Genomic DNA, 13,672 nt, shown 5'->3' on the forward strand with positions numbered 1-13,672 from the left:
GGCGCCCCGCAAATCCATCGCCGCGCAGCGCGCCGGGCCAGCCAGCCTACTCCGAAATCTCGACCAGCTTGTAGCCCGGGTCGGAGGTGATCTGGGCTTCGGTATAGGGCAGCTTGATCCACTGGCCTTTGACGTATAGCTTGGTCTCGTCGTTGAAGTGCGGACTCTCCGGATTCGAGGACTGGCTGTAGGTCAGGATGCCTTCCGCCACCGGCCCGCTATCGTCCCAGGTCACGAACTGGATATAGCTGTTGCCGTAGGCGCCTGCGTTGGTCTTCGAATCAGCCGTGTAAATCCAGATGCCGGGATAGATCTCGTTCTTCACGCCGCGCCAGTTCATGAAGGTATAGCGCCCGCCCGGCACGGCAAGGCTGCCGTCGGGACGCGAAATCGATTGCACTTCTTCCGGGCGGGTCCGGCGTTTTGCCGCGGTGTCGAACTGGCTGCCGGCGACCAGGGCTTCCAGCTTGGCCATGGCGGCAGGAATGCCGGCGGCGCCGCGCGGCGTTTCCAGCGGATCGGCCGGATTGTAAGCCACGCTCCACCAGGAAGCCGCATTCAATTCACCCAGCGCCGCGTACAGCTCGTAGAACAGGATAGCGCCTGCGCTGCCCGGCGCATGGGTCTTGTCCCACGACTGCAGCACTGCGCAGGCGTCCTTGGCCGCCGCCGTTGCGGTGCCCGAAGCCAGGCAGGCTGCGGTAAATTCAGGCAGCCATTTCTGGGCCTTGAAGAAGCGCGCCTGCAGGTAGATCTGCTGCAGGTTGGCCATGGTGAAGCGGTTGCCCGCCAGTCCGTCGGCACTGGCCAGGCGGTCGCGCACGATGGCGTGGCCGGTGCGGGTGCGGTTGTTCTGCGGCGCGCCTTCCAGGTTCGGGCCGGTCGCGATGATCTTCGGATAGCCGGTGAGGAAGGTGCCGGCCGACGGCCACCAGTGGCTGTCGTTCGCGTTCAGGATATAGTCGCTGCGCTTGACCCAGGGGCGCTGGGCGGCGCCGACCGCGCCCGTCCAGTCGCAGGCCGACGAGGTGCCCGCCATCACCACCACGCCGGTGCTGGCCATGATGTCCTGGAACGGCGCGCCCTGTGCAGCCCCCGGCACGCAGCCCGCCAGTTGCGCATTCTGCACATTGGCCGCCACCGAGAAGTTGCCATACAGCGTATCGCCGGCGCGGTCGGCCGCCATGGTATTCACCCATGGCAGGGCGACGTGGGTGGCGGCCGCGCTGCGCAACTCGTCCACGCTGGCCGCCTTGCCGTTCAGGATCACCTGGTCGATCAGCTTGTAGTTGGCCAGGTTGGCATCCTGGATCGCGAACGCCGACGAGGTGCCCCAGGCGAAGGAGCTGTCCATCAGCATCGGGCCGAACTCGGTGGTGTACAGGGTGCGCGACAGCGGGGTGATGGCGCCGTCGGCGCCCTTCACGCTGATGGTCAGCGGCACTGCCGTCATTGCCACCGGCTGGCCGTCCTTGATGTAGCGCGTCGGGTTGCCCGGGGCGAGCGCCAGGTAGCGCAGCGTGAAGCGGTTGTCGGTCGAAAAGGTGTGGGTCCACGCCACCTTGTCGTTAAAGCCGATCAGCGGCAGCGGCACGCCCAGCAAGGTCGCGCCATACACGTCGTAGCCCTTGCCGGTGACGGTCAGGTGCAGCTGGTTCAGGCGCAGCGCGCCCCACCATGGGAAGTGCGGATTGCCGAACACCATGCCCTTGCCGGACTGCGTCACGTCCTTGCCCAGGCCGAAGCCGTTGGAGCCGATGCTGTGTTCCTGGATCGTCTGCAGGCCTTTGGCAATCGAGGAATTGGCGTAGTCCGATGCTGCCAGCAAGCGCGGCTTGCTGCGCTTGAGCAGCGCGGCCGTGGCGGCTTTCGGCGGCTGCGCGGAGCCGATCTGCTTGATGAAAGCCAGCGAGCTGCCGGCCATCGCCGCTTGGGCAAAGCGCAGGTAGGCATCGTCCTCCGTCATCGGCTGCACCCAGGCAGCGTTGTTGCAGGCCGTCGGCAGGCTGGCCAGCGGAGTCTCTTTCAGGTAGCGGTTGTAGCCGGCCACGAAGCCCGAGGTGAGGTCTTGCGCGTCCGGGCTGGACGCGGCCTTGATCTTGGCCGCCAGCGCCGGCGTGAACTGCAGCTTGTAGAAGAAATCCGAATCGATATTGCCGAAAGTGTCGCCCAACTGGCCCAGGTAGCCGCCGGCGCCGCCGAAATACCTGGCGCGCTCGCCGTGCAGGGTCACCAGCTCTTCCGCATACAGGCAGATATTCTCCTTGGCGAAGGCATAGCCGTAACCATAGCCGGCGCCCTTGAAGGTTTCCGCCTTGATGTGCGGCACGCCGTAGGAGGTGTAGCGGATCGAGGCGACGAAATTGGTGCCGGTGATTGGCGCGCTCGCGGGTGGCGCCGGCGGATCGTCGCTGCTGCTGCCGCAGGCCGCCAGCAGGGCGAAAGGGATCAACATCAGAATACGGGATAAAACATGCTGTCTCATCGTGTCTCCTAGTTTTCGGTATGAGCAAAGTTATTTGCTTGGCAATAATACCCTGCTCCGGGCATGAAGCACCGGAATGCTCCATAATCGCGATTCATTGTCCAACCGAGAGAGCTTGCACATGCCTGGCATCACCGACTTCCCGATCAACGCCAAATGGCCCGCCCAACATCCTGAACGCCTGCAGCTGTACTCCCTGCCTACGCCGAACGGCGTCAAGGTTTCGATCATGCTGGAAGAAATCGGCCTGGCCTACGAGCCGCACCTGGTCAGCTTCGAGAGCAACGACCAGATGTCGCCGGAATTCCTGTCGCTGAACCCGAACAACAAGATCCCGGCCATCATCGATCCGGACGGCCCGGGCGGCAAAGCGCTGCCGCTGTTCGAATCCGGCGCGATCCTGCTCTACCTGGCCGAAAAAACCGGCAAGCTGATCCCGCAGGATGCGGCGGCGCGCTACGAAACCATCCAGTGGGTGATGTTCCAGATGGGCGGCATCGGCCCGATGTTCGGCCAGGTGGGCTTCTTCCACAAATTCGCCGGCAAGGAATACGAAGACAAGCGCCCGCGCGACCGCTACCTCAACGAATCGGCGCGCCTGCTCGGCGTGCTGGACCAGCGCCTGCAAGGCCGCAAGTGGATCATGGGCGAGCAGTTCACCATCGCCGACATCGCGATCTTCCCGTGGGTGCGCAACCTGGTGGAATACTACGGTGCCGGCGAGCTGGTTGGCTTCGAGCAATTCACCAATGTGCGCCGCGTGCTGGGCGCCTTCGTTGACCGCCCGGCTGTGGCGCGCGGCCTGAATATTCCGGCCCGAGGCTAATTTCCTGCAAGTGACGGGCGTACAATGGCTGGGCTGGATTCACCTGGCCCGGGAGCATCGCCATGCTACGCCTTCACCGCTTGTTTGCCGTCTTCCTGCTGCTGGCCGCCGCGCTGGCAGCCCCCGCCCACGCTGGCAAGCCTTACCAGTATTACGCGGTGGGCGACCCCACTGACGTCGTCCTGCCTCAGCCGAAGAAAACCAGCCTGGTGCTGATGGGCGGCGGGCCTGACGTCGATGCCGCCTTTGCCTGGATGATCCAGAAAGGCGGCGGCGGCAACTTCGTCGTGATCCGCAGCCGCGGCACCGACGCCTACAACCCTTATATCTACGCCATGGGCGGCGCGCGCTCGGTGGAGACGCTGGTGATCCCCAGCCGCGAAGCCGCCAACGATCCTTTCGTGATCGAGCGGATCCGCAACGCGGAAGAATTGTTCATCGCCGGCGGCGACCAGTCGGACTACATCAATTTCTGGCAAGGCACGCCGGTGCAGGCGGCAATCCAGGAACTGGCAGGGCGCAGGATCCCGATCGGCGGCACCAGCGCAGGGCTGGCGCTGATGGGTCGCTTCGGCTTTGCTGCGCTGAACGGCAGCATCACGTCGGAAGCAGCGCTGGCCGATCCTTTCGACAAGCGCCTGACGCTGGAGCGCGACTTCCTGCTGCTGCCCGAACTGGGCAGCGTGATCACCGATGCCCACTTCGATACGCGCGACCGGCTGGGGCGCCTGGTGGCCTTCATCGCCCGCATCGTCAACGATGGCTGGGCCGGCATGGCGCGCGGCATCGGGGTGGACGTGGAAACGGCGCTGCTGGTGGAAGACGGCAAAGGCACGCGCGTCGGCGCGGGCTCGGTGACCTTCCTGCAGTCGGTCGGACTGCCGCAGGTATGCCAGCCGAAACAGCCTTTGACCTACCTCAACCTGCAAGGCCAGCGCATGTCGGGCGGCGGCAGCTTCGACCTGCGCAACTGGGCCGGCTATGGCGGGGCGACGCTGCCGTTTACCGTGTCCGCCGAAGCCGGGGTGCTGCTTACCAGGTAAAGTCGTCCGGGATCTTGTAGTCGGCGTAAGGATCGTCTTCCAGCGGCTGTTCGCTGGCGGCCTTCTTGACCGCCACCACCAGTTCCGGCGCGCGCTCGGCGATCTTTTCGCCCACCACCTTCGGCACCAGTTCGGCCACGCCGTCCAGCACCACGATCACCAGGCGGCCGTTGACCAGGTGCTGCTGCACCTTGTCCGACACGTGGATGCGCTCGATCTTGCTGCCGACCGTGAAGTTGTAGGCCAGGTCGCCGTTGCCCTTGGGCTGGCGGTGCTGCTGCACCATCTGGATCACCTGCGCCAGGATGGCCTTCTGGCTGGCGGCCGCGTCGCGCTGCGCGTTCAGTTCGCGCGCCCGCTCGGCATTCTTGCGCTGCAGCTCCAGCGCGGCTTCGCGCGACTGGTCGACGGCCTTGGTGCCGCTGCGCAGCTGTTCCTTGTTCTGCTTGGACTTGTCCTGCTGCGCCTTGTTGACTTTCTTCTTGTCGACCAGGCCAGCCTTCATCAATTGTTCTTGCAACGAAACCATGTTTACACTCCTTTGTTGGCCGCAGTTTACCAGAGCAGGTATAGTGCCCCAAATGAAGAGATTTATCATTCTCGCAACCGCCTGCGCGGCGCAACTTCCGGCCGCCCATGCCGGCGACGCGGAACAACTGGCGGCCCTGGTCAATGCCTGGCGCGCGGCGCCGGCCACCTGCCTGGGCAAGCTGCGCCCCGCCGTTCCGCTGTTGACGCCAAAGCCGGTGCTGTCGCGCATTGCGCTGCGGCCGGGCGTCATCCTGCTGGCCGCTTTGGACAGCGCCGGCTACGATCCCGAAGTGGCGGACGCGGTCAACGTGGACGGCCCCGGAGATGCGCGCAGCGCCTTCGACATCTTGCGCGAAGCGTATTGCACCACGCTGGGCAGCACGCGCTACCGCGATATCGGCGCCCACCGCTCGGGCAACGAATGGACCATCGTGCTGGCAGCACCGACGCCGAACCCGGTGGCGCTGCTGCCCGGCAGCGCCGCAGCGGCGCAGCAGGTATTCCAGGCCACCAACGCGGCCCGTGCCGAGGCGCGCCAATGCGGCGATACCTGGATGGAAGCCGCGCCGCCGCTGGCCTGGAACCAGCTACTGGCCGAGGCGGCGCAGGCGCATAGCGAGGACATGGCGCAGCATGGCTACTTCGCCCACAAGAACAAGCAAGGCAGCGAGGTGCCGCAACGCGTGGAAGCACGTGGCTATCGCTGGCGCCACGTCGGCGAAAACATCTCGCGCGGCCAGACCAGCGCGCAGGAAGCCGTGACGGGCTGGATCAACAGCCCGGGCCATTGCCGCAACCTGATGAACCCTCGCTTCACCGAGTTCGGCGCGGGTGTCAGCATCCGCCAAAGCAAGCGTCCGGCAGCCTACTGGACCCAGGTCTTCGGCGCTCCGCGCTGAGCTTGACATCCGCCCCTTGCGTACTAGGCTTATCTGATCGGCAGCCTGCGGCATGCCGCTGCAGGTGCCGGTGATTGGGGGATGTCATGGACACCAAAAAATTCATCAGTGAATGCTACCAGCTGTATGCAGCAGGCGACCTGAAAGGCCTGCTGGCACGCTTCAACAACGATGCGGACCTGAACAGTCCAGAGTCCGACTACCTGCCCATAGGGGGCAACTATCACGGCCAACAGCAAATAGCCGAGTACTTCGTGAAGATGAATGAAACGGTCCAGTGCACCTATCTGGAACCCAAAACCATGGTGCAGGAAGGCGATACGGTGGTGGTGACCGGCGATTCAAGCTGGATTGCGCGCAGCACCGGCATCTCCTACGACAACCCGTTCGTCCATATCTTCAAAATGCGCGACAATAAGATTGACGCCGTGCGCAGCTACTGGGACACCAGCAAGCTGGAACATGCCTTGCATCCTGCCACCACCGGCCAGGCTGCCGGCAAACCGTTGCACCACTAACCAGGAGATCTGAGATGCCGACCGCCCGTGCCCTGCCCTTGATGCTGTGCCTTGCGGCCGGCGCCCTGCCGACCGGTTCGCAGGCGCTGCGCGAACCAGTCTTTGACCCGCTGCTGGATGGCGCGCTGTGCGCCAACCCAGCCGGCGGACGGCCAATCATGCTGGCGATGCTGGCGCAAGCGGAAACGGCGCCATTCAAGCCAGTGCAGCAGGCGCGTGCGCCGCAGCAGGCCAGCCCGCCGCCGCTGTACAAGGACCTGGGCAAGCTGCATTTTTCGATCAGCACGCGCAGCCCGCGCGCCCAGGTTTTCTTCGACCAGGGTTTGCGCCTACTGTTCGCCTTCAACCACGCCGAAGCTGCGCGCGCCTTCCATGCCGCGCAGCAGGCCGACCCGCAATGCGCCATGTGCCACTGGGGCGAAGCCCTGGTGCTGGGGCCGAACATCAACGCCCCGATGTTCCCCGAAATGGTGGCGCCGGCCTTCGCTGCAGCCGAGCGCGCGGCGGCAGCGGCCAACAGCGCCAGCCCGGTGGAACAGGCGCTGGTACGCGCCGTCGGCAAGCGCTACGCCGCGCAGCCGCCGGCCGACCGCGCACCGCTGGACCAGGCCTATGCCGCCGCCATGACCGATGCCGCGCGCAGCTTCCCCAACGACGACACGGTGCAGGTGCTGTTTGCCGAATCGCTGATGGACCTGTCGCCGTGGAATTATTGGGAAGCCGGTGGCGCCAGCCCGAAAGGCCGCACCCAGGAAATGGTCGATGCGCTGGAACGCGTGCTGGAGCGCAATCCCAGCCACCCGGGCGCAATCCACTACTACATCCACGCGGTGGAAGCCTCGAGCCATCCCGAAAAAGCCCTGCCCTATGCGCGCCAGCTGGCCCGGCAGATTCCCGGCGCCGGCCATATCGTGCACATGCCATCGCATATCTATTACCGCGTAGGCATGTACAAGGACGCGCTGCAATCGAATCTCGATGCCATTGCCATCGACGAGAAATACTTCCGCGGCGCCGCCAGCGATGCGGTCTACAAAGGCGCCTACTATCCGCACAACATCCACTTCGCGATGGTATCGGCACTGATGGGCGGCGACGGCAAGGCCACACTGCAAGCGACGCAGCGCCTGGAGCAGTCGATCAGTGCCGAACAGCTGCGCGCGATTCCGCCGATGCAGCCGGTGCGCGCCGCACCGTACTTCGCGCATGTGCAGTTCAGCAATCCCGAAACACTGCTGGCGCTGCCGGCTCCGGGCGAAGAATTCGTGCTGCTGCGCGCGATGTGGCATTACGCGCGTTCGGTCGGTTTTGCACGCAAGGGCATGTGGGACGACAGCCAGCGCGAGGTGGACAGCATTGCCGCCATCGAACAGAAGGCCGACTTCAAGCCGCTGACCGATTGGGGCGTGCCGGGCGCCGATATCGTGCACACCGCGCGCCTGGTGGCGGCGGGCAAGCTGGCCGAAGCGAAAGGCGAACTGCCCAGCGCCATCAGCCTGTTCACGCAAGCAGTGGCGGCGCAGGACAAGCTGCCCTATACCGAGCCGCCGTACTGGTATTACCCGGTGCGCCAGTCGCTGGGAGCGGCGCTGCTGAAGGCCGGCCAGCTGGACGAGGCGGAAACGGCGTTCCGCGCCTCGTTCGCCAAGACGCCAAGCAACGGCTGGGCCTTGCGCGGCCTGCTCGCAGTGTACGAGAAACGCGGCGACAAGGCAGCGGCAGCTGCCACGCGCAAGCGCTTTGCCGCTACCTGGCTGGGACCGAAAGAAGGGCCGGAGCTGGCCCGCCTGTGATACACCTGTGACCTGCCTGCCGCCCCCGGCAGGAAAGCCCGCTTCCGAGTAAGATGCGCCTTTTGCGGATGGCGGGTAAGTACATGGGGATCCATCGTTGGGCGGCGCTGCTGGGCGGCGTGATTGCACTGGCCGTCCAGGCCCAGGAACTGTACCCGGACGGGCAAAGCTTTGAGCGGCGGCGCTGGACGCAAGCGGACGGCGCACCGCAGCAAGCCCTGAGCGTGACCCAGACCGACGAAGGCCTGCTGTGGTTTGCCTCCGCCGTGGGCCTGTACACCTTTGACGGCATCCGTTTCCGCCAGATGAACCAGGTGTACGGCCATGCGCTCCCCTCGAACAACATCATGAGCACGCGCAAGGTGGCGGGCGGCCTGGCAGTCGGCTATTACTTCGGCGGCCTGAGCATCTTCACACCCGGACACGCCACGCATTATGTGGCCGGCCAGGGTTTCCCACGCGGCTCGGTACTCGGCATCAGCACCGACAGCGACGGTCGCATGTATGTGGCCACCAGCAGTGGCCTGGTGATGCGGCAGGACAGCCAGTGGCTCCCGGTGGGGCAGGACTCGCTGCCCAAAGGTTCGGTGAACCTGGTCAAGCACGACCAGTCCGGCCGGCTGTGGGCCAGAGTAGGCGCCGAATACTATGTCCGCCCGCTCGGCAGCCAAGCCTTCGTGCCGGTGCCGGTGCCGCCCAAGGCCCGGGTCACCTGGCGCATGGATGGCCTGTATGTGCTGGCGCCGGGAAAACAAGTCCAGGTGCTGGACGCGCAGCCTACGCAGCGCCAGGAGCGCTACGATCAGCCGCAGTTGTACCAGGGGCCACCGGTGCCCGGGCCGCACGGCACGCTGTGGGCCACGCGTGCGGACGGACTGGTGCGGCTGGCGCGCGGCGGCGATGGCGTCCTGCGGGCGGCCGAACTGTTCGCCAGCGCGATGGGGCGCGAAGCGCAATTCGACAAAATCAGCATCGATCGCGAAGACAACCTGTGGCTGGTCACGCCGGGCGGGATCGAGCGTTTGCGGCGCCATCGCTTCCACCGGCTGGAGGCGCCTTCCAATGCCTTCTTCTGGCTGGCGCAGCGCGGCTTCGGCGAGGAGCTGTGGCTGGGCGCCAGCAGGGCCCCGCTGGCCAGGCTGGCGGCCGACGGCAGCCGCGTGCCGACCGAAGTCGAGAGCCCGAGCGCCCTGCTGCGCCAGGCGCCCGACCATGTGTGGGTCGGCTCCGCGGACGCACTGTGGGAATTCCACGGCAAGGCCCAGCAGCGCTGGGCCTTGCCGCCGGACCTGGGGCGCGGCTACGAAGTCCAGGCGCTGGCGGCAGAAGCTGGCGGCCGCCTGCTGGTGGCCATTTCGCGCAACGGCCTGTGGACATTCGAGCAGGGGCAGTGGCGCCAGGATCAGCGCCTGCACGGCATCGAGGAGCCGATGCCAACCTGCATGCTGAGCGATGGCCAGGGCAGGACCTGGCTCGGCTTGACCAATAGCCGGCTGGCCGAGCTGACGCCTGGCGCGGCCAGGCTGCTGCCCGCCAGCGCCGGGCTGCAGGTCGGCAATGTGCTTTCCCTGCTGGACGCCGGCGGCAAGCTGCTGGTGGGCGGCGACCTGGGGGTCGCCTGGGTCGAAGGCGGCACGGCGCACCCGCTGCGCTTGCAGCAACCCGGCGGCTTGCAGCGCATCACCGGCATGGTGCTGGACCGGCAAGGCAGCCTTTGGATGCACAGCAACAGCGGCCTGCATCGCGTCAGGCAGCAAGAGCTGGCACGCTTCTGGGCCGCGCCGGCACAGGCGCTGGAGTCCGAACTGTTCAACTTCGAGGACGGCATCAACGGCATGGCCGCGCAATCGCGGCCACTGCCATCGCTGGCGCTGGCGCACGACGGCCGGCTGTACTACGCGACGATGACGGAGAGCGGTTGGATCGACCCCGCCACCATCCCGCGCAATACGCGCGCGCCGACGGTGTTGCTGCAATCGCTGCGCACGGCTGAACGCGAGTACCAACCCGCCGACCAGCTGCTGCTGCCACAACGGACCACGGCCATCGAGCTGGCTTTCACTGCCACCGCCCTGTCGATTCCGGAACGGGTGCGCCTGAAGTTCCGGCTCGATGGCGTCGACACCGGCTGGCGCGAAGCCGGCCTGGAGCGGCGGGTCCAGTACACCAACCTGGCGCCCGGCGGCTACCGCTTCCACGTCATCGCCGCCAATGAGGATGGGGTATGGAATCACGAAGGCGCCCAGTTCCGCTTCGAGATCGAACCGGCTTTCTGGCAGACCAGCTGGTTCCGCCTGGCCTGCGCCCTGGCGCTGCTGGTGGCAGGCGTGCTGCTGTACCGCTGGCGCGTGGCGATCATCCAGCGCCGCGCGGAGCAGCATGTAGCGCTACGCCTGGATGCGACGCTGCAGGAGCGCAGCCGGATTGCGCGCTCGCTGCACGATAACCTGCTGCAGGCAGTGCAGGCCTTGCTGCTGCGCTTCCACCTGGTGGAGCAAAAGCTGGGGCAGCAGCCGGAGTTGCAGAAAATGGTCAGCAGTGCGCTCGACTACGCGGAATCGCTGGTCGTCACCACCCGCGACGAAGTGATGGAACTGCGCCGCGCGCAAGACGCCGATGAAATGTTCGCGGCGCTGCGCCACGCCGCCGCGCAAGCGGCGCCGGGAGCCGAACAGCGCCTGAGCTTCACTGTCGTGGGCCAGCCGCGCCACCTGCGCATCGACACTTGCGCCGAACTGGCCAGCGTGCTGCGCGAGGCCGTGCTGAACAGCGTGGCCCACTCCGGGGCGGCGCACATCGAGGTGCGCCTGAGCTTCCGCGACGAAGCCCTGCTGGCCGAAGCCCGCGACGATGGCATCGGCCTCGATGCCATCGTCGCGCAGCACGGCAAGAGCGGACATTGGGGCATCACCGGCATGCGCGAACGCATGGTGCGCCTGGGCGGGCAAATCGAGATCGGGCCCGGGCCGAAGGGCGGCGTGGCGGTGCGCCTGGTGATCCCGGCGCAGCAGGCCTACGCCTGAAGCACCGGCGCCGCATCCCCCAAAAGAGGTAGTGCATACGCCCCCGGATGGGCGATTCGGCCGCGGCGTGGCCTGGCTATTCTTTCAAGTGCGTTTTAACCACATTAAGAAAGAAAAACAGACCATGCCATCCCCTATCAGCAACCGCCGCCGCAACGTCCTACTGGGCGCCGCCACCGCCGTCGCCGCCGCCGGCGCTTCCTTCTCCGCTTCCGCCGCGCCCGCAGCCGCCAAAGGCAGTGCAGCCGCCGGCCGCACCTCCGGCACTTTCACCACCCGCGACGGCGTGCAGATCTATTTCAAGGACTGGGGCCCGCGCAACGGACCGGTGGTGGTATTCAGCCACGGCTGGCCGCTCAACTCAGATAGCTGGGAATCGCAGATGCTGTTCCTGGCCGAACACGGCTACCGCACCATCGCCCACGACCGCCGCGGCCATGGCCGTTCCAGCCAGCCGTGGGACGGCAACGACATGAACCACTACGCCGACGACCTGGCGCAGCTGCTGGACCTGCTGAACGTGAAAAATGCGGCGCTGTTCGGCTTCTCCACCGGCGGCGGCGAAGTGGCGCGCTACCTGGCCCGCCACGGCAGCAAGCGCATCGCCAAGGCCGGCCTGATTTCCGCCGTGCCGCCGCTGATGCTGAAGACCGCCGCCAACCCTGGCGGCCTGCCGCTGGAAGTGTTCGACGGCATCCGCGCCGGCTCCCTGAAGGACCGCTCGCAGCTCTACCTGGACATCGCCTCCGGTCCATTCTTCAACTTCAACCGCCCGGGCGCCAAGCCATCGCAAGGCATGATCAACGCCTGGTGGATGCAGGGCATGATGGCCGGCCACAAGAATACTTACGACTGCATCAAGGCTTTCTCGGAAACCGACTTCACCGCCGACCTGAAAAAGATCGAGATCCCGATGCTGGTGCTGCACGGCGACGACGACCAGATCGTGCCGATCGACGCAGCGGCCAAGGCAGCAGCAAAATTGCTGAAAAATGCTAAGCTGGTGGTGTACCCGGGCGCGCCGCACGGCCTGACCGATACCCATAAGGACCAGCTGAACGCCGACCTGTTGGCCTTCATCAAGGGCTAAGCGATGGATCGCAAACTGACTACCGCGGCCGGCGCGCCGGTCGCGGATAACCAGAACGTGGAAACGGCGGGGCCGCGCGGTCCCATGCTGCTGCAGGACGTATGGCACCTGGAAAAACTGGCCCACTTCCACCGCGAAGTGATCCCTGAGCGGCGCATGCACGCCAAGGGCTCCGGCGCCTTCGGCAGCTTCACCGTGACGCACGACGTCACGCGCTACAGCAAGGCCGCGCTGTTCGGCGCCGTCGGCAAGAAGACCGAGGTGTTCGCACGCTTCTCCACCGTGGCCGGCGAGCGCGGTGCGGCGGATGCGGAGCGCGATATCCGCGGCTTCGCCGTCAAGTTCTACACCGAGCAAGGCAACTGGGACGTGGTGGGCAACAATACGCCGGTGTTCTTCATGCGCGATCCGCTCAAGTTCCCGGACCTGAACCACGCCGTCAAGCGCGACCCGCGCAGCAACCTGCGCAGCGCGGAAAACAACTGGGACTACTGGACCCTGCTGCCGGAAGCGCTGCACCAGGTGACCATCGTGATGAGCGAGCGCGGCATCCCGGCCTCGTATCGCCACATGCACGGCTTCGGCAGCCACACCTTCAGCTTGATCAACGCCGCGGGCGAACGGCATTGGGTCAAGTTCCACTTCGTGAGCCAGCAGGGCATCGTCAACCTGAGCGACGAAGAAGCGGCGGCGCTGATCGCCAAGGACCGCGAATCGTCGCAGCGCGACCTGTTCGAAGCGATCGAACGCGGCGAATACCCGCGCTGGACGCTGAAGCTGCAGCTGATGACGGAGCAGCAGGCCGCGCAAGCCGCCTTCAACCCGTTCGACCTGACCAAGGTGTGGCCGCACAAGGACTATCCGCTGCATGAAGTGGGCGTACTGGAGCTGAACCGCAACCCGGACAACTACCATGCCGACGTCGAGCAGGCCGCCTTCACGCCGGCCAATGTGGTGCCGGGTATCGGCTTCTCGCCCGACCGCATGCTGCAATCGCGCCTGTTCGCCTACGGCGACGCGCAGCGCTACCGGCTGGGCGTGAACCACCACGCGATCCCGGTCAACACGCCGCGCTGCCCGTTCCACAGCTACCACCGCGACGGCGCCATGCGCGTCGACGGCAACCAGGGCGGCACCATCGGCTACCAGCCGAATTCCAAAGGCGAATGGCAGCAACAAGCAGCCTACGCCGAGCCGCCGCTGGCCCTGGAGGGCGCCGCCGCGCGCTGGGACCACCGCGCCGACGACGACTATTACAGCCAGCCGCGCGCGCTGTTCCGCCTGATGGACGAGCAGCAGCGCCAGGCCCTGTTCGACAACACCGCGCGCTCGCTGGCAGGCGTGCCGCTGCACATCCAGCAGCGCCACATCGAGAACTGCAACAAGGCTGACCAGGCCTACGGCGCCGGCGTGTCCGCCGCGCTCGACAAACTCCGACCACTTTGGTAAATCCACGAAAGGAAT

The 13,672-nt window shown here is 66.0% G+C and carries 10 protein-coding genes; 8 read left to right on the top strand and 2 right to left on the bottom strand.

Features of this window, described 5'->3' with window-relative positions:
* Positions 1–46: 46 nt before the first annotated feature.
* Positions 47–2,455 carry a penicillin acylase family protein gene (locus ACQ4MM_RS04710; RefSeq protein ID WP_431476302.1) on the bottom strand — a complete coding sequence of 803 codons (2,409 nt, stop codon included), beginning with the start codon at positions 2,453–2,455 and terminating at the stop codon, positions 47–49.
* A 151-nt stretch (positions 2,456–2,606) separates the two neighbouring features.
* Here ACQ4MM_RS04710 and ACQ4MM_RS04715 point away from each other — a divergent pair, with 151 nt between their 5' ends.
* Positions 2,607–3,311: a glutathione S-transferase N-terminal domain-containing protein gene (locus tag ACQ4MM_RS04715; RefSeq protein ID WP_431476303.1), complete on the top strand. Its 705-nt coding sequence runs from the start codon at positions 2,607–2,609 to the stop codon at positions 3,309–3,311.
* Positions 3,312–3,373: 62 nt separating this feature from the next.
* Entirely contained in the window at positions 3,374–4,354 is a 981-nt protein-coding gene (locus tag ACQ4MM_RS04720) for a cyanophycinase (protein ID WP_431476304.1), read from the top strand.
* On the opposite strand, the gene ACQ4MM_RS04725 is transcribed toward ACQ4MM_RS04720, so the two are convergent.
* The gene (locus tag ACQ4MM_RS04725; protein WP_431476305.1) at positions 4,344–4,883 is read right to left on the bottom strand and encodes a DUF2058 domain-containing protein; all 540 of its coding nucleotides are present in this window, start codon (positions 4,881–4,883) and stop codon (positions 4,344–4,346) included. The two genes, ACQ4MM_RS04720 and ACQ4MM_RS04725, sit on opposite strands and share 11 nt — an antisense overlap.
* Positions 4,884–4,935: 52 nt before the next feature.
* Here ACQ4MM_RS04725 and ACQ4MM_RS04730 point away from each other — a divergent pair, with 52 nt between their 5' ends.
* The 6 genes from ACQ4MM_RS04730 (at position 4,936) to ACQ4MM_RS04755 (ending at position 13,657) form a co-directional block, all read left to right on the top strand.
* On the top strand, positions 4,936–5,784 hold the full coding sequence (locus ACQ4MM_RS04730; RefSeq protein WP_431476306.1) for a CAP domain-containing protein: 849 nt from the start codon (positions 4,936–4,938) through the stop codon (positions 5,782–5,784).
* A gap of 86 nt (positions 5,785–5,870) precedes the next feature.
* Positions 5,871–6,302: a nuclear transport factor 2 family protein gene (locus ACQ4MM_RS04735; RefSeq protein ID WP_431476307.1), complete on the top strand. Its 432-nt coding sequence runs from the start codon at positions 5,871–5,873 to the stop codon at positions 6,300–6,302.
* A 14-nt stretch (positions 6,303–6,316) separates the two neighbouring features.
* Positions 6,317–8,095 carry a tetratricopeptide repeat protein gene (locus ACQ4MM_RS04740; protein WP_431476308.1) on the top strand — a complete coding sequence of 593 codons (1,779 nt, stop codon included), beginning with the start codon at positions 6,317–6,319 and terminating at the stop codon, positions 8,093–8,095.
* 83 nt (positions 8,096–8,178) lie between these two features.
* Positions 8,179–11,118 (top strand): sensor histidine kinase, encoded by a 2,940-nt coding sequence (locus ACQ4MM_RS04745; protein WP_431476309.1) that lies wholly within the window; start codon positions 8,179–8,181, stop codon positions 11,116–11,118.
* A 124-nt stretch (positions 11,119–11,242) separates the two neighbouring features.
* Positions 11,243–12,208 (top strand): alpha/beta fold hydrolase, encoded by a 966-nt coding sequence (locus tag ACQ4MM_RS04750; RefSeq protein ID WP_431476310.1) that lies wholly within the window; start codon positions 11,243–11,245, stop codon positions 12,206–12,208.
* A gap of 3 nt (positions 12,209–12,211) precedes the next feature.
* Positions 12,212–13,657 (top strand): catalase, encoded by a 1,446-nt coding sequence (locus tag ACQ4MM_RS04755; RefSeq protein WP_431476311.1) that lies wholly within the window; start codon positions 12,212–12,214, stop codon positions 13,655–13,657.
* Positions 13,658–13,672 lie beyond the last annotated feature (15 nt).

It is taken from the genome of Massilia eburnea (genome assembly GCF_050709955.1).
In the GTDB taxonomy this organism is placed as follows: Bacteria; Pseudomonadota; Gammaproteobacteria; order Burkholderiales; family Burkholderiaceae_D; genus Rugamonas; species Rugamonas eburnea_A.

Bases quoted from the DNA above. Each gene is read 5' to 3' on its own strand.
- ACQ4MM_RS04720 (WP_431476304.1), top strand. From the start codon at position 3,374: ATGCTACGCCTTCACCGCTTGTTTGCCGTCTTCCTGCTGCTGGCCGCC.
- ACQ4MM_RS04730 (WP_431476306.1), top strand. From the start codon at position 4,936: ATGAAGAGATTTATCATTCTCGCAACCGCCTGCGCGGCGCAACTTCCG.
- ACQ4MM_RS04725 (WP_431476305.1), bottom strand. From the start codon at position 4,883: ATGGTTTCGTTGCAAGAACAATTGATGAAGGCTGGCCTGGTCGACAAG.
- ACQ4MM_RS04745 (WP_431476309.1), top strand. From the start codon at position 8,179: ATGGGGATCCATCGTTGGGCGGCGCTGCTGGGCGGCGTGATTGCACTG.
- ACQ4MM_RS04735 (WP_431476307.1), top strand. From the start codon at position 5,871: ATGGACACCAAAAAATTCATCAGTGAATGCTACCAGCTGTATGCAGCA.
- ACQ4MM_RS04750 (WP_431476310.1), top strand. From the start codon at position 11,243: ATGCCATCCCCTATCAGCAACCGCCGCCGCAACGTCCTACTGGGCGCC.
- ACQ4MM_RS04755 (WP_431476311.1), top strand. From the start codon at position 12,212: ATGGATCGCAAACTGACTACCGCGGCCGGCGCGCCGGTCGCGGATAAC.
- ACQ4MM_RS04710 (WP_431476302.1), bottom strand. From the start codon at position 2,455: ATGTTGATCCCTTTCGCCCTGCTGGCGGCCTGCGGCAGCAGCAGCGAC.
- ACQ4MM_RS04715 (WP_431476303.1), top strand. From the start codon at position 2,607: ATGCCTGGCATCACCGACTTCCCGATCAACGCCAAATGGCCCGCCCAA.
- ACQ4MM_RS04740 (WP_431476308.1), top strand. From the start codon at position 6,317: ATGCCGACCGCCCGTGCCCTGCCCTTGATGCTGTGCCTTGCGGCCGGC.